This window comes from Exiguobacterium sp. s168 (assembly GCF_018619035.1).
Classification (GTDB): domain Bacteria; phylum Bacillota; class Bacilli; order Exiguobacteriales; family Exiguobacteriaceae; genus Exiguobacterium_A; species Exiguobacterium_A acetylicum.
The window spans coordinates 1-18614 of the sequence record NZ_JACSNE010000031.1 but is presented as its reverse complement, the minus strand read 5'-3'; the positions used below and the strand labels follow the sequence as shown (position 1 = coordinate 18614).

The 18614-nt window shown below is 48.8% G+C and carries 21 protein-coding genes; 10 read left to right on the top strand and 11 right to left on the bottom strand.

Annotated elements, in window-relative coordinates; translation table 11 throughout:
* Window positions 1-43: 43 nt before the first annotated feature.
* Window positions 44-694, top strand: coding sequence for a Type 1 glutamine amidotransferase-like domain-containing protein (locus KNQ15_RS14585; RefSeq protein ID WP_214729881.1), 651 nt, complete (start codon window positions 44-46; stop codon window positions 692-694).
* Entirely contained in the window at window positions 691-1098 is a 408-nt protein-coding gene (locus KNQ15_RS14580; RefSeq protein ID WP_214729880.1) for an NUDIX hydrolase, read from the top strand. Before KNQ15_RS14585 ends, KNQ15_RS14580 begins: the two co-directional genes overlap by 4 nt.
* A 47-nt stretch (window positions 1099-1145) precedes the next feature.
* Here KNQ15_RS14580 and KNQ15_RS14575 read toward each other — a convergent pair whose 3' ends face one another.
* Window positions 1146-2237, bottom strand: coding sequence for a GGDEF domain-containing protein (locus KNQ15_RS14575; protein ID WP_214729879.1), 1092 nt, complete (start codon window positions 2235-2237; stop codon window positions 1146-1148).
* Window positions 2238-2382: 145 nt separating this feature from the next.
* On the opposite strand from KNQ15_RS14575, the gene KNQ15_RS14570 reads away from it, so the two are divergent.
* On the top strand, window positions 2383-2559 hold the full coding sequence (locus KNQ15_RS14570; RefSeq protein ID WP_214729878.1) for a hypothetical protein: 177 nt from the start codon (window positions 2383-2385) through the stop codon (window positions 2557-2559).
* Between the two features lie 90 nt (window positions 2560-2649).
* Entirely contained in the window at window positions 2650-4299 is a 1650-nt protein-coding gene (locus KNQ15_RS14565; protein WP_214729877.1) for a methyl-accepting chemotaxis protein, read from the top strand.
* A 48-nt stretch (window positions 4300-4347) separates the two neighbouring features.
* On the opposite strand, the gene KNQ15_RS14560 is transcribed toward KNQ15_RS14565, so the two are convergent.
* The gene (locus tag KNQ15_RS14560; protein ID WP_214729876.1) at window positions 4348-4875 is read right to left on the bottom strand and encodes an NUMOD4 domain-containing protein; all 528 of its coding nucleotides are present in this window, start codon (window positions 4873-4875) and stop codon (window positions 4348-4350) included.
* A 132-nt stretch (window positions 4876-5007) separates the two neighbouring features.
* Between KNQ15_RS14560 and KNQ15_RS14555 the strand changes: the two genes are divergently transcribed.
* Window positions 5008-5586: an AAA family ATPase gene (locus KNQ15_RS14555; protein WP_174315936.1), complete on the top strand. Its 579-nt coding sequence runs from the start codon at window positions 5008-5010 to the stop codon at window positions 5584-5586.
* A 37-nt stretch (window positions 5587-5623) separates the two neighbouring features.
* Here KNQ15_RS14555 and KNQ15_RS14550 read toward each other — a convergent pair whose 3' ends face one another.
* Genes KNQ15_RS14550 through KNQ15_RS14540 form a run of 3 tightly spaced genes read right to left on the bottom strand, consistent with a single transcriptional unit; the run spans window position 5624 to window position 8052 of the window.
* Window positions 5624-5965 carry a GNAT family N-acetyltransferase gene (locus KNQ15_RS14550; RefSeq protein WP_214729875.1) on the bottom strand — a complete coding sequence of 114 codons (342 nt, stop codon included), beginning with the start codon at window positions 5963-5965 and terminating at the stop codon, window positions 5624-5626.
* A complete protein-coding gene (locus KNQ15_RS14545; RefSeq protein WP_214729874.1) occupies window positions 5966-7012 on the bottom strand; it encodes a DNA alkylation repair protein in 1047 nt (348 codons plus the stop codon).
* A complete protein-coding gene (locus KNQ15_RS14540; protein ID WP_214729873.1) occupies window positions 7009-8052 on the bottom strand; it encodes a bifunctional transcriptional activator/DNA repair enzyme AdaA in 1044 nt (347 codons plus the stop codon). The genes KNQ15_RS14545 and KNQ15_RS14540 overlap by 4 nt, the downstream gene beginning before the upstream one ends.
* Before the next feature lie 166 nt (window positions 8053-8218).
* Here KNQ15_RS14540 and KNQ15_RS16970 point away from each other — a divergent pair, with 166 nt between their 5' ends.
* The 3 genes from KNQ15_RS16970 to KNQ15_RS14530 all read left to right on the top strand — a co-directional run bounded on the left by KNQ15_RS16970 (window position 8219) and on the right by KNQ15_RS14530 (window position 10444).
* Window positions 8219-8353, top strand: coding sequence for a hypothetical protein (locus KNQ15_RS16970; protein WP_285801500.1), 135 nt, complete (start codon window positions 8219-8221; stop codon window positions 8351-8353).
* Window positions 8354-8515, top strand: a complete 162-nt coding sequence (locus tag KNQ15_RS17055; protein ID WP_214729895.1) for an ATP-binding protein — start codon at window positions 8354-8356, stop codon at window positions 8513-8515. It abuts the gene before it with no gap.
* Between the two features lie 135 nt (window positions 8516-8650).
* Window positions 8651-10444 (top strand): acyltransferase family protein, encoded by a 1794-nt coding sequence (locus tag KNQ15_RS14530; protein ID WP_214729872.1) that lies wholly within the window; start codon window positions 8651-8653, stop codon window positions 10442-10444.
* A gap of 50 nt (window positions 10445-10494) precedes the next feature.
* Here KNQ15_RS14530 and KNQ15_RS14525 read toward each other — a convergent pair whose 3' ends face one another.
* The 3 genes from KNQ15_RS14525 to KNQ15_RS14515 all read right to left on the bottom strand — a co-directional run bounded on the left by KNQ15_RS14525 (window position 10495) and on the right by KNQ15_RS14515 (window position 13439).
* Window positions 10495-11484, bottom strand: a complete 990-nt coding sequence (locus tag KNQ15_RS14525; protein ID WP_214729871.1) for a copper resistance D family protein — start codon at window positions 11482-11484, stop codon at window positions 10495-10497.
* Window positions 11481-12008 carry a copper resistance CopC family protein gene (locus KNQ15_RS14520; protein ID WP_214729870.1) on the bottom strand — a complete coding sequence of 176 codons (528 nt, stop codon included), beginning with the start codon at window positions 12006-12008 and terminating at the stop codon, window positions 11481-11483. Before KNQ15_RS14520 ends, KNQ15_RS14525 begins: the two co-directional genes overlap by 4 nt.
* A 63-nt stretch (window positions 12009-12071) precedes the next feature.
* Window positions 12072-13439 (bottom strand): copper amine oxidase, encoded by a 1368-nt coding sequence (locus KNQ15_RS14515; protein ID WP_214729869.1) that lies wholly within the window; start codon window positions 13437-13439, stop codon window positions 12072-12074.
* A gap of 247 nt (window positions 13440-13686) precedes the next feature.
* Here KNQ15_RS14515 and KNQ15_RS14510 point away from each other — a divergent pair, with 247 nt between their 5' ends.
* The gene (locus tag KNQ15_RS14510; protein ID WP_214729868.1) at window positions 13687-14679 is read left to right on the top strand and encodes an MSCRAMM family adhesin SdrC; all 993 of its coding nucleotides are present in this window, start codon (window positions 13687-13689) and stop codon (window positions 14677-14679) included.
* Between the two features lie 66 nt (window positions 14680-14745).
* On the opposite strand, the gene KNQ15_RS14505 is transcribed toward KNQ15_RS14510, so the two are convergent.
* The 3 genes from KNQ15_RS14505 to KNQ15_RS14495 form a co-directional block, all read right to left on the bottom strand.
* Complete coding sequence (locus KNQ15_RS14505) at window positions 14746-15231, bottom strand: FixH family protein (RefSeq protein WP_214729867.1); 486 nt, start codon at window positions 15229-15231, stop codon at window positions 14746-14748.
* A complete protein-coding gene (locus tag KNQ15_RS14500) occupies window positions 15224-16591 on the bottom strand; it encodes a PepSY-associated TM helix domain-containing protein (RefSeq protein ID WP_214729866.1) in 1368 nt (455 codons plus the stop codon). Before KNQ15_RS14500 ends, KNQ15_RS14505 begins: the two co-directional genes overlap by 8 nt.
* Window positions 16592-16865: 274 nt before the next feature.
* Entirely contained in the window at window positions 16866-17447 is a 582-nt protein-coding gene (locus KNQ15_RS14495) for a DedA family protein (protein ID WP_214729865.1), read from the bottom strand.
* 272 nt (window positions 17448-17719) lie between these two features.
* Between KNQ15_RS14495 and KNQ15_RS14490 the strand changes: the two genes are divergently transcribed.
* Window positions 17720-18505 carry an NUDIX domain-containing protein gene (locus tag KNQ15_RS14490; RefSeq protein WP_023466838.1) on the top strand — a complete coding sequence of 262 codons (786 nt, stop codon included), beginning with the start codon at window positions 17720-17722 and terminating at the stop codon, window positions 18503-18505.
* Window positions 18506-18614 lie beyond the last annotated feature (109 nt).

Below are 18614 nucleotides of genomic sequence, written 5' to 3'. Positions count from 1 at the left end.
TCTGCTATACTTTTTCTATTACATTGGTTGGAGGGATGACTTCATGCGTACTCATTTATTCTTATTCGGAGGCGGTCCTCCTTTTACACCGAACTTACGAACACGATTTGCTACATTAACGAATGGTGGACCGGTCGCGATTCTATACGTTCCGCGGACCGGTAAGGACTGGACGAGCTACGCCTCGATCTATACGAAGCCGTTAGAGGAAGATGGCATCTCGTCGTTCGTCCATCTGCCACTGTCTGACGCAACAACGGACGAACAACTTGCACAACTACAGCAGTGTCAGGGCATCATCATCTCCGGTGGCGAGACCGAATTGTATCAGCAATACTTGGTCGCTACACCGATCGGTGACATCATTCAGTCGTGTTTCGCAGATGGTGTTCCGGTCGCCGGCTTTTCAGCCGGTGCCCTCGTTTCGCCTGAACGGTGTGTGATTCCGGCGATCGACCAACGCGACAATCAACGTCTTCGCTTGCCTGGTCTTGCCTTACTGAAAGACGCAGTCATTTGTGTCCATTACGAGACGTGGGGCGAAGCTGCCCATCTCGTGCAATCCTTTGCGGAAGAAAGCACAGACCGTGCCTTCGGACTAGCTGACGAGAGTGGGATCTATCTACGCGATCAGCACCTCGTCGAAACAGAAGGAATCGATCCCGTCATATTGTCGCGGAGTCCCGTCAAATGACAGCAATCGTTCCTGCCGTCAAAGGCATCATCATTCACGAGCAACGTCTCCTGATCGTCCGCCGGGCTGCTGCTGACTTCGGTGGCGGGACATGGGAATGTCCGGGTGGCAAGATCGACTTCGGTGAATTGCCAGTCGACAGTCTTGTTCGCGAGATTAAAGAAGAGACACAATTGACCGTTACGCCGAAGCATCTGCTCTATGCCTCGAGCTTCCTGACGCATCCCAATCGGCAAATCATTCTCTTGATGTACGTCTGCGCGACGAATCAAACAGACGTTCAATTATCGGCAGAACACGACGCCTATCTCTGGGCGGACGAAACAACGATCCGTCAGTTGATTGCGCCGAATATTCTCGCTGATTTTGAACGCCATGATGTATTTTCGTTACTGCATCACTAAACACAACTGCCCCGCCTGACCAATCGGTCGAGCGGGGTAGCTTTTAATTACAGCAAAGGGTCTCGATAACAGACGACGCGATTTCGTCCGGTTTGTTTGGCTTCATATAACGCTAAATCTGCCTTTTGGACGGTCTCAAATACGGTCGATGCTTGATCAGAAGAGGCAACCCCTAGCGATAACGTGACATGAAACACAGGATGCTCCTTATAGACGAAGTGTTGATCAGCGCAGGCAGAACGAATCCGCTCCCCCAGTCGTTCCGCTTGTCGGAGTGGTACGTCCGGCAACAGTAAGACAAACTCTTCACCACCGTACCGACCGACGACGCCCTGTTCTGGACAATACGATTGCAAGAGATGACTGAGTTGCCGTAAGACGACGTCGCCCCCTTCATGACCGTATGTATCGTTGATTGATTTAAAATGATCGAGATCAAGAATGAGGACGGAAAAGACCGTTCCGTTCTGAGCGTACTCGGCTAACGTCTCATCCAGTTTTCGGCGGTTTCCCAGTTGCGTCAGTCCATCCGTTAAAGCCAGTTCTTGTTGCGTATGCACGAACAAAAAATGCTTCCTTAGTTCTTGTAGGAAACGATAGGTGACGTAACCACCAATCATGATGACGATGATATAGACGAGCGTAATCTCTAAAAACCGCTCGAACGTGTTCGTCAATAAATATAGCGCCGGTAAGCTGTATGCGATACCTGTTCCAAGCAACACGAGATAATCCTTCATTCGCTGAGCAGCAAACCGACGATAAATCGTCGCCGTCACGAGTAACGCGACACAGATCAAGGTCGTCAGGATCAGCCCCTCGTATTCGCCAGCCGGTGTCACCGCGAATCGGGCACCGATAATGAACAGCATCGTGATGCTACCGCTAACTAACCCTCCGTAAAAGTACGCCGTAACAAGTGCAACGAGACGCAAATCAATCTTTGCGACGTCATAGGAGATACTGTTGAAAATCAACAGCGCACCAATCAAACCCGCGATACAACCGATTGCGAGTCGGACTTGTAAGGAGGAGTTGGGTGAGATCCGCTCGATTCGTCGTAGCGGTAAAAAGGCGAACAGCAATGTCGCAATCAATAGGGAAAAGTTCAACAACAATGAATTGAGCAACGTAAGCACGACGACATCCTCCTCATTCCATTTCAGATGTTTACTCTATTCCCGTCAGATTACACATTCCCCTCTTTTTCCAAGGTTTTCAAACAAGAAGAGAGGGAATCAAACAAATATGTCTATCGTCTACATCATTAAGGGGGAATCTTTCATGGATCGTCAAGCCGAAAAACGAAAAAGTAAGATGCCGTTCTTCATCATTCTCGTCATCGCCATCTTCGTCATCGTTGCTGCTACGTTGATCATTTACGTCACATCTGAACCAAAAGAAGAGACACAAGCACTTATGACCCATCTTGCAACTGTCCTTCCGATTTACGTGAATTAGATTCACAAGACCTTTACACAAGCCGTACAACACCTTCATACATGTTGTTTCTTCTCCTTCCGATAGGTACACGGGAGGAGATGTTTTTTTATGCTTACGAAAAAACGATTATTAGCACAGCAACTAAATGGATGGTTGATTCCGATCGTCGCTATCGGATTGATCATGATCAGTGGTCTAAGCGTTTACGCATCGTATCAACAATCCGTCACAGCAACTGAGGAACGGCTGATGCGTGAGTTAACGATGTTCGACGCGAACGTCCGGGCAACGTTTCTCGCGTATCCGGAGGACGCAACTGACCGCTCGCGTGCCATCAAACGATTGCAACAGCAACAGCGAACCGACTTATCACGTGACGACTACACGGTTCGCTTTCAAAGCCTGAACACGAGTGATGCGTTCCGACCGTTGACACTCGAACCAGCAAAACGAAAACAACTACTACAGCACTTAAAGAATGCACGTACATATGCATTTTCGTATCAAGACCAATTTCTTGTCGCGATGACGATTCCAGAACTCGATGACGTCATCTTACTGACGACCGACCGTGATAAATTAATCGCCCCTGCTCGAGATTTAGCTTGGACACTCGTCTGGGTGAGCGTAGTCACACTTGTCAGCATCAGCCTGTTGATTCGCTGGCGGATTCAACGCCAACTGGCACCGTTATCGAAACTCGCCTTACAGATTGAAGAAGCGCATGCGAAGCGCTCGTATCGTCCATTAACGCTCAAGACGACGACCTTTGAGTTACAACAGCTGACGTTTCAATACAATCAGTTGATGCAACAAATTAATGACTTAACGACGGAGATGCAACAAGCCAGTCAGGAGCTTGAATCCGTCCAGCCCCACTTCTCTTCGCGCTTATCCGCAATGGATCAATCAGTCCAAGCCGTCGATGAAGTCGCCGGTTCCTTACTTGCGCAATCGACACAGATGGATCAGACGATTGTCGCTTCGACACGTTTGACTGTCCAAGGACACGATGCGTTAAGCGAGATGCAAACGACACTTCTGAACAGTCAACATGCCGTAACCCGTTTTCAACAGACTGTTCAGACGAATCACACGACACTTGGGACATTACAACAAGAAAGCCACTTGCTGAAAGAACAATCCGCGACGACAGAGCAAATCTTGCAACAGACCTCACATCTACAGCAGCAGATGGAGACCTCGATTTCCCACATCCAGCGTGTCGCTGAAGAGACGCGCCGCTTGTCGCTGAACGCGCTGATTGAGGCAACCCGTGCCGGAGAAGCTGGTCGCGGCTTCACGGTCGTCGCTAAGGAGGTCGAAAAACTAGCGATCGATATTAGGACGAGTACGGACCATATTCGGCAGGTCAATCAGATGTGGACGGCGGGGCTCGATCAAGTCGAACAAGCACTCTCGCAAATGACGGAACGTTTTCTTTCGACGTCGCAACAGCTCGAGACGGCAACGGAGCATTTAAAACAGATGCTGACCGAAGCGACGACGATTGAGACGACACTGGGTACCGTGGAACACCAACGCCAGATCGTCGCAGATGTTCAGTCGAACATGCAGGAACATCTACAGTCGGTTCAGCAGTTGATGTCAGAACTCTCGTCTTACAGCCAGGTGCTCGGGGAACAGATGCAACACCACGTCACCCAGCAGACGGAACTGAAGACACATAGTGCGGTACTCGAGTCGCGGATCAGTTCATTACAACAGACCGTTCGTGCCGGCGAACAATCGTCTTAAATCAAAGGAGCGTCTACCATCTCTGGTAAACGCTCCTTTATTCTGGTCTCAGCCGATATAACGTGCTTCCTTTTTATCGATGATGTTGCGGATTCGGTTTTCCGTCACCTGATACTGCTCTGCCAATTGACGAATCGTTTTCCCTTTTTCGTACTGCGCGCGAATCGTTCGAATCTGAAATGGCGACAGCGTCACATGTTGACCTAACAAGAGATCGAACTCACCAAGCAGTTCGTTATACTGCTGATCGATTGAAGGCAGAACCTCTAAGTTCGACAACTGATCGTCAGCCCGTTTGCCGTTGCGCCGGACGAGTCGCGCTTCCGTGACGTCTGTCGTCAGAAAGGCTTTTGCGACAAGCAATCCGACTTGCATCCGCTCTCCTCGACCACTTTGATAGAGCGTGACTTTCCGGTACCCTTCCCGATTGAGCCGTGGACGGAGCAAGACACCTTTTCGGCGTTGTCGGACACCGCGACACGTCACGATCGTCCGGTCGAGCGACCTTACGCGACCAAGCGATGAGACTTCATATATACCTTCATAGCCGATGACGGCTTTCCATTGTTCTTGCATGGTTGTCCTCCTTCAGACAAGGACACGACGGGACTTCATACTTGAATTATATCAAATTACGAACAAACGTTCTAGTGATGTCACTCGTCGGAATGTGCTATTCTTAGCAGAAAAAGGAAATGAGGTTCGTCCATGAAATTTGTCTTGTTACTTGGTCCGCAAGCGGTCGGAAAGATGACGATCGGTCAGGAAATCGAACGGTTGACGGAGATGAAAGTCTTCCATAACCACCAGACGATCGACTTGTTATTGCCTTATTTTGATTTCTCTGAACCCGCCCATCACCGCTTAAAAGATACGATTCGGCGCGAGATGTTCAAGGAAATGGCGAACAGTTCGCTTGAAGGTGTCCTGTTTACATTCCTCTGTCTATTCGGCGTCGAAGGTGGTGGTCTCGAGTTCATCGAAGAAACGGTTGAGTTGTTCGAACAAGCAGGTGCTGACGTCTATATCGTTGAACTGGATGCGCCGGTCGCGACCCGTCTGCACCGGAACACGACCGAAAACCGATTGACGCACAAAGTGACGAAGCGCGACCTCGCCGCTTCTGAACAAGACTTACGCGAGACGGCGGACGGATACCGGACACGCTCGCTACCAGGCGAACTACCGGACGTCAATTATCTCTTCCTTGATACGGAACAGTTAAGTGCGCGTGAAAGCGCTGAAGCGATTTGCGACCATTTCAACTGGTCGAAAACAACGGTCTAATCACAAATAAGCCCCGTTCTGTTCAGCAGACGGGGCTTTAATGATGAAGTTCGCGTGCATATCGATTCGCCTGCAACTGAAATCCGTTCCGACGCCAGACCGTCTCACTGCCCGCTTCACTATAGACACGCGTCAATAATAACGTTCGTGCGAGATAAGACAAAATCGACGTCAAGGCTTCTGTGATGTACCCGTGCCGATCGTCCTCATCAGTCGTCGTGTAACGTAAGGTTCCGGTGGATGCATTCCAAGTGAAGATAATCGTTCCGACAATCGTTTTCTCACGTAACGCATGTAGCGTCCACTTACAACCCGATTCTTCATCCGTTGCTTCGACAAATAATCGTGACGTTTTAAAATCCGGATGCCGTCCTTGCATTCAGCTCTCCTCCTCGACCTCAAACGTTGCTGTCGCGTAAGCCTCTCCGTTAATCAAAATCGTCAATGTGTGTGTACCAGGATAATGAACACGCGTCGTCATGTTCCGAAACGATTGGCGTCGTTCGACTTGTAAGACACCTTTAACTTCCCGTTCCCGCAGTTGAAACACCTTCCGACTCGTTCTGCGTTGTTTGACGTAATCGATCGCGTACTCCAAGCGTAAACGTTGTGGAACTGAACTCGTCACGGTGAACGAGAAGTCGAGCTCTCCGCCAATCGTAACCGGCGAGACGACTAAATTTGTAATCTCGACCTCCCCTTGCGTAACGTGTCCGAACAACTGCAGAACTTCTGGATTTCCACGTTTGAGTAACGTCCGGGAAGCATGACGTAAAATCCAGTCCGTGTTCGGATCTGTTCCTAAGTAACGTTCGATCCGCTCAATCAGATATTCCGGATGCGTCTTTGAAATATCGTTCAAGTGATTAGCGACACTTTTTCGGACGTAGAGTGACGGATCCTGTAGTAACGCGTCAAGAACCGGTAACGCCGGTCGCGGATCAGCAATCAGACTCGGAATCGCTTGTCCCCATGGCAGACGTGGTCGTGTCCCTTCCGACGCTAAGCGCCGGACATGTTCATCGTCTGATGTTGCCCACATGAGTGCTTGCTCAAGATAACGTTCTTGATCAGCGAGTAGAAAACGCCGGACAGCGAACTCAGACGTCGAATACGGTGTCAATTTAGCGAGTGTTGCTAACGCAAGTGTCCAGTCAGTGAATGTTGCTGTCCGCTCGACATACTCAGGAAAAACGATCCCTGGTAACCCAGTAAACTGTGGTGCGAGTCGTTCCAGCTCCCCAATCGAGTCCGGAAACGGTGGCAGGACGGATTCTAGTGTCTCCGCAACACGACGGACGCGTTGTTTAAACGCAAGCTCTTCCCAGTCCTCCCGTTCGACTCGTCTGCGAAAGTCTGGTACATCGACCGCTTCTCCTAAGCCATCGAGCCAACTCGGTGAAAACACATCTTTAATCAAACTCATCCTACATCCAGTCCTCTCTTTGTACGCTCCAGTTTGAGCAATGTTTCCTTGCGTGCAAGTCCCCCGGCGTATCCACCTAAATCCCCATTCGTTCGAATGACCCGATGACATGGAATGATGATTGCCAGTTGATTTGCTCCGTTGGCTCGTGCGACAGCGCGAACAGCGGTTGGTTGACCAATTCGGATGGCCAGTTCCTGATACGAGATCGTCTCGCCACTCGGAATCCGTTCAAGTTCTTCCCAGACACGGCGTTGAAAGGGCGTTCCGTATCGCATCAGTGGCGTCTGAAACAAGACCGGTTCTCCTTTGAAGTAACGACGGAGCTCCCCTTCAATCTGTTCAAAGATGGGTGACTCCCCAGGCACGATGACAGCACGCGCTTTTTGACGCAATCGTTCAATTTCCCGCTCAAGTCCCCGTCGATCGACGAATTCAAGGAGATGCAAGTGTTGTTCGTCCGCAATCGCAAGCATCGAACCGAGTGGTGTATCAAGCCATTTTGCGCGCAAGACCTGTCCGTCAAAACGTGACGGTGCTTCCCCGAGCATCCGTGCTGACGCTTCACGAAAACCACTGCTTGATTCATAGCCTCCTGCTAACTGCCCTTCGATGACCGGCTTCCCAGTCCGAATCTCTTTCATCGCTAACCCCATCCGCCGTGCCCGAGCATAGGCAACGAACGTCATTCCGAAGCGTTTCTTGAACTGGCGCCGTGCTGTTGATTCGTCCAAACCAAGTGCTCGGAAATCAGCTTCTTTGAACCGTTTATCTGGTTCTGCCTCGACTGCTTCGATCAAACGTTGAACCGTACCGTGATCGCCTGGATAAGCGAGCGGATGACACCGCCGACACGGTCGATAGGAAGCGAGCAATGCCTCTTGCGCCGTCTCGAAAAACTCGCAGTTCTCCGCCTTCGGTTTTCGTGCCGGACATGTCGGACGGCAAAAAATACCGGTCGTCTTGACCCCGACGAAAAACGTCCCTTCGTACGTCACGTCTCGTCGAACGAGTGCTTCGTAATACGTGTGATGTTCCATCGCTTTCTCCTCCTTTGCCTTTAGTATAACGGCTTGTCCGGTTACGATGTCGCCGAAAATCAGGCATTGATCTGTTTAAGATTCACTTAAGAATTCTCCTCCTGTTTTCGAAAGGGACGACGTGCATACTACATGCTATACTCAACGGAAAGTAGGGTTTTCATGTTTGATTTTTTTTAAAGAAACACTTCACGGAATCGGTGATCTTCGGATTTCAATCAAAGAAGGAGCACAAGGCATCCAACTGATTTGCTCGAATGCGATTGAAACGATCTATACGCTAGAGGAACTAAACGCGTGACTGACGCCGTTCGGAACGTCTGACGCATCGCGTTCTTCCGGCGGTTCCGGTATCGGTCTGTCGATTGTTCAACAAATCATGGCGCGTCATGGGGGGAGCGTCGCGTTGACTTCACAAGACAACCGCTTCATCGTGACCTGTCGTTTTCCACATGTTTCGTAAGCCTGCATCCGACGCTTTCGTCGGGTGCTTTTTTAGTCAGGTTGTTACTTCTTAGACACTTCTTTGAAATTGGAATTCGATACACTAAAGACTGTTAGAAATTAGTTGTCGTTTTAAAGGAGTTGTTCGTGTTTTATGAAATCCTCGTCTCGTTCGATTACATATATGCCAGGGCTTGACGGCTTACGTGCTTTCGCTGTCCTGTCTGTCATTCTCTACCACTTATCTGTTTCATTCTTCTCTGGTGGTTTTCTCGGTGTTGATCTCTTTTTCGTCCTATCCGGTTACCTGATTACTGGTCTTTTGTTACGCGAGTGGCAAACGACCGGGCGCCTCGATTTGAAACGGTTTTGGATTCATCGTTTCCGTCGTTTGTTCCCAGCTCTATTCGTCATGCTGTTACTCGTTCTCGGATATGTAACCGTCTTTGAACGCGAGCTATTGCATACAGTTCGTCAAGATAGTGCCTTTACGCTTATTTACGGGACGAACTGGTGGTATATCTTCCATGACGTCTCGTATTTCGAGTCGTTCGGGAAACCATCACCGATTCAAAACCTTTGGTCACTTGCAATCGAAGAGCAGTTCTACCTGCTATTTCCGATCTTACTTTGGTTCGGAATGAAAAATCGTCGACTGTTCCTGCAATTGATGGGCGTTGCGATCGGCGCATCCGTGCTCGCGATGGCGATTCAGTTCACACCTGGTGAAGATCCAAGTCGCGTCTACTACGGCACGGATACTCGCTTATTCGCCTTGTTGATTGGGAGTCTGCTCGCTTTTGCGTGGCAGCCGACCCGCTTTAAGCTCGATATCCCAAAACGCGGTGTCCGGTTACTAAATCAAACGGGCGCTGTCACTTTGCCACTCTTGCTTATACTAATGATCGTTACAAGTGAGTTCGGAAGCTTCTTATACCGGGGTGGCTTTTTCCTTGTCTCCGTCCTTGCTGCACTATTGATTGCTACGATCGCCCATCCGGCGTCGATCTGGAGTCGGTGGTTTGCGCATCCAGCACTTGTTGCGATCGGCAAACGATCGTACGGTTTATATCTCTGGCATTTTCCCGTCATCACGCTAATGACACCAGTCGAGCAGATTGGAACGTTTTCATTGCTTCGGACCTTGCTGATCGTCGCTGTGCTTGTCGCCTTAACCGAAGCATCGTATCGCTTCATCGAACGTCCGATCCGTCAGCATGGACTGTCCGGTTACTTAAAACGTCTATCGTTACATCCGCGACAGTTACGTCAGTTTTCGACGATGCAGTGGACGAGTGTTGCCGTGTTGACGATTCTCATCGTCAGCTTCATCGGTAACTTATCGATTCTTGCTGTCTCCGATACGCCGAAGCCAGAATCTACTTTCCATAAGGTAGCTGCGCCAAAAGAAAAACCGAAGCCGATCCTGAAACCGACGACACCGAAAGCAAAGCCCGATCAACGAAAAATCTGTCGCCCGACGCTTGCGATCGGGGACTCGGTGTTACTTGGTGTTGAAGATTATCTCGGCAGTACGCTGAAACAACTGACGATTGATGCGAAACTCGGACGGCAGCTCCGCGAGGCAATTCCGCTGAGTGAGCAGTATGCCGCTTACAATCAGCACGGACGGCAAGTCATTCTCCACCTCGGAACGAACGGTAGCTTCCGAAAGGATCAGTTGAACAGTTTGCTCGATCAATTCGCAAATGCCGATCACGTCTATCTGGTCACTGCACGCGTCCCGCGCCCGTGGGAAGCAGAGGTCAATCAGATGTTACGCGAGGCATCGAAACGGAAGAGAGTCGAACTGATCGACTGGCATGCTGTTGCCGTCAAACATCCATCTTACTTCGAAGCAGATGGTGTCCATTTAAATATCAAGGGCGCACGTGCCTATTCGAAGATTCTTGCGAAAGCAACGAATTGCGCTGTTTCAACGAAATAAGACCACGTCAAACAAGGTAGCGGAACGATCCGCTACCTTGTTTTTTATACTCATCCTGTCGCTAGCAACCCAAGATAAATCAAACTGACGCTGAATAAACTCAGCAAGACACCCACTGCATGCCGACGATATCCGAGTAAAAGCAATGGTAGCGTGGCGATGCCGATCATCAAGACCCACCTGTCCCCTGCTGGACCACTGACCGGTAGTTGCCCTAGCGTCGGTTGTTCCAGACGACTGAGTGAAGCGCTCGCCATGAACAGCAATACTAAAATGATACTCTCCATCCGGAGTAGTGGACGCGGATCGTACGTTGAATCAAAACGCAACCGACGCCTTACGAGCGTGCCATTACAGAAGGCGTAGAACAAAAGTGGTAGCAGCAGGAGGTGCTTCAGCAACAACGCTTGACCGTATGGTACACCCCAGAGATTCGTATAGCGTTCAAGTGGAATCGCCAGTTGCATCAGTAACAGACCCGACAGGATGACACCCGTAAAGGCGATCCGGGCAAACGGACTGAACCAACTTAAAAAGGCAGACCAATGAGCGGTCGAGCGGGCACCGATGGCTATCCAAAACACGACACCGATCCAAGCTGTCACACATAAAAAGTGACTAAATTGAAGCGTCCACCCGAGCGCACCGTATTTCGCTGCCGCATGACTTGTTCCTGCGATACCAATCCATAACGGGATCGTCAAGAGTGCGAGCAGGATGGACCGTCGCTTTTGCCATGCGAATACGATCAACAGGAGTAAAGCAGAGAAGTAAACGACAAGAAACATCCGACCGATATGCAACTCCAGTAACCCCGTTCGTAGAGCTTCTGTCATCGTTTGCGTCGAAAGTAGAAAACGAACGGCACCAAAGACCGGGATGCTCGTTCCAAGAACGAGCATCCCGAGTCCCGCTACCGCCCACGACGTACCGTCCATTAATGGCGGTTTCCGTTTCCTTGGGATGAAGCATAATACCAAATAGCCCATCCAAAGCGCTCCACCCATGTAGACGAGTAGTTCTCCTAGAAACGCACTCATGTCGTGCGACGACGTAACAAGAGAAGGATGACGATACTGATTAACAGTCCCCCGACGATCCATGGGAGCAGTGTCGGAACGAGTCCTTTTGAAACTGGCTCCGCTTCAGGAACGACTGCTGCTTTTGTTTCCATCGGCTCAGCCTTTTCTACGGTGCTTGTTTCAGCTTTTGCCTCACCTAGTACCATAAAACGAATCGTTCCTTTAACAGGATGACCATCATCTGAAATCGATGCCCACTTGATCGTGTATTTTCCTTCCGTTAAAGGCTCTGAGACGACAGCACTCAGTTCATTTCCGATGATGAGCGGTTTTGCGAGAGACTGTTCGACGCCATTCGCGTCTACTACACGTAAGGTGCTTGTTTTTTCAACAGCCTCACTAAACGTCAAGCGGATCCGATCGACGGGTTCAGATAATGCCGATCCCTCTGCCGGATTCGAGCTTTTTAAACTCGTGTGTGCTTCGACCGATATGGGCAACAGACAAATGAGGAATAGAAGGGCAAATCGGATGATGCGCATGTCGTTTACCTCCTTTCTGCTTGATGTGTACAAGAAAACCCGCTGTCACCAGCGGGTCGTCCTTTATTGTTGCGGGCGACGACGGAGTGCGAAGAATCCAAGGATCGATGCTGCTGCGATACCAAGCAGTGACCAGACGATACCTGTCGTCGATGCTTTTTCTTGCATACCACCGAGACCAGTGTTCGGCATTCCAGGCGCGCCTTTGAATTTATCTGGGAACTGATCGACGATTGCTGTCGCAGCCCCTTCCCCTACACCGTACATATGCGCGTACGCTTCGCGAATCGCTGGGTACGCTTTGTCGTAATCTTTTTCATTGTAGCTATTGAAGGCAAGCAAGAGTTGGTCAATGTGAACCTTCAACCCTTCTTCCAAATCTTTCGCTTTCAAGCGTCCTTCTGTTGCTGCATCGAGGAATGCTGCCTGTTCAACACGGTACTCATCAAGTTCCTTCACAGCCATGTCGCGTGCTTGATCATCTTTCGCACCTGTTGCTTTGACATAGTCAACGAAGTAGCCGATGTGGCTCGACCAAATCTTCTTGAATTGTTGCGCTGCTTCACTACCATAAACAGAGCCAATCGAAGCTGTCAGGTCAGCCGTATTTTGATTCAAGGCACCGGCCGCAGCGTCAAAGTCTTTTGCTCCGTCAATCCCTTTTTGCATCGCGAGCACTGCAAGCGCCGCGTGTTCCGAGAAGTTTCGGTTCAGTCCGGCACGAAGATCAGCTGCTGGTGTATCAACTTTCGTATTTTTGAATTTATCTGGGTACTGATCGACGATCGCACCAGATAACCCTTCTCCCACCATATACATATGCTCGATTGCTTTACGTAGATTACTGTAGGCAGCATCATAATCACCAGCAACGTAGCTATCAAACGATGTTAACAGTTGCGTGATATGGACTTTAAGTCCGGCTTCGAGATCCGCTGCCTTCAGACGTCCTTCCGTTGCTTTATCGAGGAACGCAGCCTGTTCGACACGATACTCATCAAGCTCTTTCAATGCTTTTTGTTTCGCGTCTTCGTCCTTGGCACCAGTTGCTTTGACGTAATCGACGAAGTAACCGATATGGCTCGCCCAGATTTCTTTGAAGGCAGCGCCTGCTTCTTCCCCGTAGACGGAACCAACAGCTGCCGCTAAATCATCCGTATTTTGATTCAAGGCACCGGCTGCTTGTTCAAAATCTTTTTTACCATCAATTCCTTTTTGCATCGCGACGACTGCGAGATATGCGTGTTCAGATAGAATTTGATCGAGTGTCGCTCGCAGATCCGATGCTGGAGAGGAGACATCTAGTGAGACTTTTCCTGAACCGTGAGACATCTTACTATGGTCCTCATGACCATGTGCACTGACACCTGCTGCTGGAATCAACAATGCGGCACTAAGCGGAACAGCGAGATACGACTTTTTCATCTTCATCTTATGAACACCCCTTTGATTTTTTGGACTTCACATAGATAACGTAAGGAGTTCACGAATGGTTTTATCTTTTTACATTTTTTATTTAAAATATTTTTTTGGCCGAAATACCTCCGTTCATTACTCTAATTATTTTTTAGTTTTTATTTACTCATTTCAAGAAATAAACAACTTATTTTCTAACGATTTCATTAAAATCTTCTTATCACCATATCTTTTATTTATTATTCAGAACAGGAGTGGACTCATGAAACGGATCGTCATTGGCGCATTACTTGCTTCGCTCGTCGTCTCACAAGCAGTTGGACCTGTCGAAGCAAAAAGTAAATCAAAGAAGAAACCTGTCGTGCAAGTCGATCAAGACAAAAATGGTATTCCGGACGCTTGGCAAAAACAATATCATTTGGGATATGGAAAACAAGTCGCAACAAAAGATCACGATCGCGACGGTTTGATGAATGTACAAGAGTATCAACTTCGTCTCAACCCCACTAAATCGGATTCGGACCGCGACGGAATCAAGGATGGGAAAGAGGATTCGGACCGCGACTTACTTACGAATCAACAAGAATACATAGCGCATCTAAATCCATTGAAGAAGGATTCCGATCAAGATGGTATTTCTGATGATAAAGAAGATCAAGACAAAGATCGATTGACGACACGAGAAGAATTCATCGTCGGTACGCAGCCACTGAAAAATGATTCAGATCGTGATGGCATCAAAGATAACGAAGAGGACCGCGATCAAGATACGCTTCTGAATGAAGACGAATTTGAACTCGGTTCTGATCCAACCAAAGCCGACAGCGATCAGGATGGAACACGAGATGATCAGGAAGATACGGATCAAGACGGCGTTCAAAATAATCAAGAACTCAAACGGATCATAATCAAAGTGACGGATACGAATAAGAAAAAATTCGAGTGGCGTTATAGCAATGAACATCAACGGAAAGAACTGCGCTTTAAAGACGAAATCGGTATTACTGATGTCGCGACGTTAAAAGACCGCCTTCTCGTCACGCCATCGATGACGGAAGAGGAATTATTAACGTTAGTTGAACAGGCACTTCAATTGCCAAATATCAAAACGTTACATGTCCAGATCAAGTTCTATAATGGACAGGAACTCGAATCAGAAGATGAGCACTCAGATGACGATGATTCTTCGGATGATTCAGACGATCATGGAGACGATGACGGGGATGATCACGGAGATCATGGTAATGACGATTAATCGTCTATACGAAAAATGAGAGGGCGGAATACGATTCCGCCCTCTCATTTTTTATTTCTTTTTTCTTCAATGATGGTGACCGCTACTTCCACCAGCTGGTTTTGCTCCACCTTGTAAAATCTTCAAATCTTCTTTCGATAACTTACCGACGATGAACTGTTGCGTTGGCATGATCATATCTCCGTTGCTGCTCGCATGTGCTTTGACATAATACAAGCCGGATTTCGGTAGCGCCTTCGCAATCGTATAGACACCTGGCTTCGCCTCCTCTGCCGGTTCCATACTATAGCGCACTGTTCCGTCCGCTTTCCAGATTTCAAAGTGGACATAATCGACTTTTTGAACCGGTTTGGCTTCACGCCAGACCATTGCTTCAAACGTCTGCTTTTTCTTTGCGTCCGGTTGTACGTCTTTTGGGACATTCATTTTGATCGATAGCGGCTTAGCTACGGCATACTGTTCTGCCGCATCGGAATCGACCGCACAGCCGGCAAGGCTCGTCGTCGTGACGAGCAGTCCGATGAGCACGAGTGTTTGCATCGATTTACGCATTGAAGAACCTCCTTACACTCGGAATACGACGAATGACGAGGAAATCGAGTAACCAGACGACGAGCAACGAGAGTCCAACAAGTGGGAAGACGATCCCAAGTACGACGAGTACCGCAAGGAATCCTTTTAACATGAATGCTTTCGGACCTTTTGGCGCCCCCATTCCCTTACTTGGTTTCCGCTTCAGCCAGAGATAGAAACCACTGACGGCCACGAGAATGATTCCAAGACAAATCAAGAGACTGATCAATTGGTTGAACCAGCCGAATTCCGTTCCTTTGTGGAGCGTGATTCCGGTCGCAACGATTTTCCCGACGACACCATAGTTGTCATAACGGTAGTCGGCGAGCACGGCACCGGAATATTGATCGAGATGAATCGTTGCTTCATCCTGTGCTTTCGCTGGATACGCAGACAGTGTATAGACTCCACTCGGATCACTCGGGATGCTGATTTTAAAGCTTGGATCCATCCCTTGTTGTTTACCGATCGCAACGATATCATCGATCGAAGCCGGAACAGCACCTTCGACTTTTGATTGCGGCACATCAAGTGTTTCGGCAGCCCACGGGACTTCTGCGATATCCTTCGTTTGAAGTGTTGACGTCGGTGCATCGCCACCCCAGATCGACGGTGGATAGCCCAGCCCTTGGTTCGTGACGAGTGACTGGAAGTTCGCTCCCCAGAAACCAGACCACGGAAGACCGGTTAAGATGAGGAACAGCATCCCTGCTGTGATCCAGAATGCTGGAACAGCGTGGAGATCACGACGGAATAATTTCTTGCCTTGACGAAGACGCGGGAACAAGACGCCTGACAGTCCCTTTTGCTTACGCGGAAACCATAGGAACAGTCCCGTCACGATCAAGACGATTGCCCAACAGGCAACGAGTTCAACGATCCGGTCGCCGGTCGTTCCTGCCATCAGTTCTCCGTGAATCTCTTCGATTTTATTCATGATCCGGTCATCGTCTGATAACGTTCCGATGATCTTACCGGAATACGGATTGACGAAGATCGTCGCCGACATGTCTGATGACGAGACCTTCACTTCACTGGATCGATCGTCGGATTCACCCGGTCGGTACGACGTGACAAGTGCATCGGGATATTTCGCTTTGACGCGATCAATCTGTTCCGTCGCAGTGATACGATCTGCTTGTGGTGTAACTTCATAATACGATTGATACAGGACGTTTTCGATTTGTGGCTTAAAAAGATAAATGGATCCTGTCACAGCAAGCATGACTAGGAACGGCGCAAAAATAATACCAGCATAAAAGTGCCACCGCCAAATCGTCCGGTAAGCAGAAGAAGTCGGTGCTTTTTTGACCGTCTCTTCCGTCTGCATGAGATTCATATGTATCCTCCTCTGGCAATAAATATGTCCACTCTGTGAACACCTCTTAGTATAAGCGTTTACAATCCAATTTCAGCCACTTGCTTGTGACGATAAATTGCCAATACAGTGTGTAAATCAGGTAGCTTTTAAGAAGTGAAAAACGTCTTTTTTTGACAATGATTTCACTTTTTTTGTAGATTACTTCTTATTTCAAAAAACTATCCTTATTCATAAAACCAAACTTTAACCTAAAAAGCGAATCCATTATCGGATTCGCCGTTTTATATGTGATTTACATCGAGGACTCTTCTTCTAACGCTTGCTTTTGACGATGATGATGGACGATTCCGATGACCGCTGCTCCAATGAGGATCACGATGATTGATCCAATGACACCAGGATTCACCTGGAGCCAGTTCCATAGCTCCGACCACGTCACGGCTTCTCCGATCCGGACGATCAAAAAAGTCCAGAGTCCTGTATACACGCCTGCTGCTAAGAATGTCATTACTAAATAGCGCGGTAACGGATAACCGAGGAGTCCGGCGACATAATGAATCGGGTGTCTGACGCCGGGTAAGAAGAACGATAGTCCGATTGCCCATAATCCCCGTCGTTCAATGATCGTTTCTGCTCGTTCTAAGAAACGTGATTTCATCCAGCGTTTGACGAGCGGAATCTCACGGAAGAACCGAGCAAGTAGATAAAACCACGTAAAGGCGATGAAGAAGACCGGCCAAGCGGTCAGCCAGATGACGACCGGGTACATCCCCTCTCGTAATCGAAGTGCTGCAAAACTCATCATCAAGACATCGTCCGACAATGGGGTGAACATGATTCCGCCAGCCAGGCGGACGAGTGCCATGATATCCATCACGTATCCCTACTTTCTGTTTCTCTCTATATTCAGTATCCCCGATTTTTCTGAAGTTGAGCCCTATCCATTTCTTAAGTTCTTCTTTAGTTATACTTTTCTGATCAAAAGAGATCATCATCGATGATTTAAAGTCACTTAGACCGGATGACATGTATACGCCATCGTTTAATAAAACATCCTTTTCCCACATCGAGAAAAAGGGTTTCCTCCATACGTTCGAGAAGGGGTATAACGTACATCCGAACTCTCATCTGATAGGAGGAATTTCCATGTTGCATCGCCGGAAGACCTATACGATTCGTCCCGAACGCCTAGAAGAATTCACTGAGTTTTTTCATACCTACCTGTATCCGCTTCAAGTCAGTCATGGTGCCCGTCTCGTTGGTCGCTGGGTGACGGAAGCAGAAGATGAAGTTATCGCTATCTGGGAATACCGCGACCGTGAACATTACGAACAAGTCGATCGTGATGTCCGAAACAGTGCCTTACGCCGTGAAGCAATGAAAAAACGTGCCCGACTCGGCAAAAATCTTTATATCAAGTCGTATGAAGACTTCATGACAGCGACTGGTACGTATGCTCCCCCTCGCGCGATCGTCAGCGTGACCGCGTATATCACGAACGATGCCGGTGAAGTCCTCCTCGTCCGCAACCTACACCGGGGTGATACGTATGAGATGCCGGGTGGACAAGTCGAAAATCACGAGTCGATTCTTGACGCCATCAAACGGGAAGTCAAAGAAGAAACTGGTGTTGATGTCACGATCGATGGCATCACCGGTATCTATCAAAATGTCTCAAGTCATGTCCTGTGCGTCTGCTTCCGTGGGAAAGCGGTCGGTGGTGAACTCGCAACACAAGAAGGCGAGACGACGGACGTCGGCTTCTTCCCGCTGACACGTGACTCGCTGAGTGAGTATATCAAACGGGAACACTTCCAGTTGCGGACGCTTGATGCGATGGATCCCCATTACTTCCCGCATGCCTTATATAAAGTCAGACCGTATGAACTGATCAGCCGGTACGACGGTAACGCGACGTCGTCTTCACGGTAAACCAAAAAAAAATCCCCTCACTAGACTGACCTAGCAATATGAGACACATATAAAACACCTTGATTAGGCTGCCTGTACACCGTATTTTTTCGGTGTCAGGTAGCCTAAT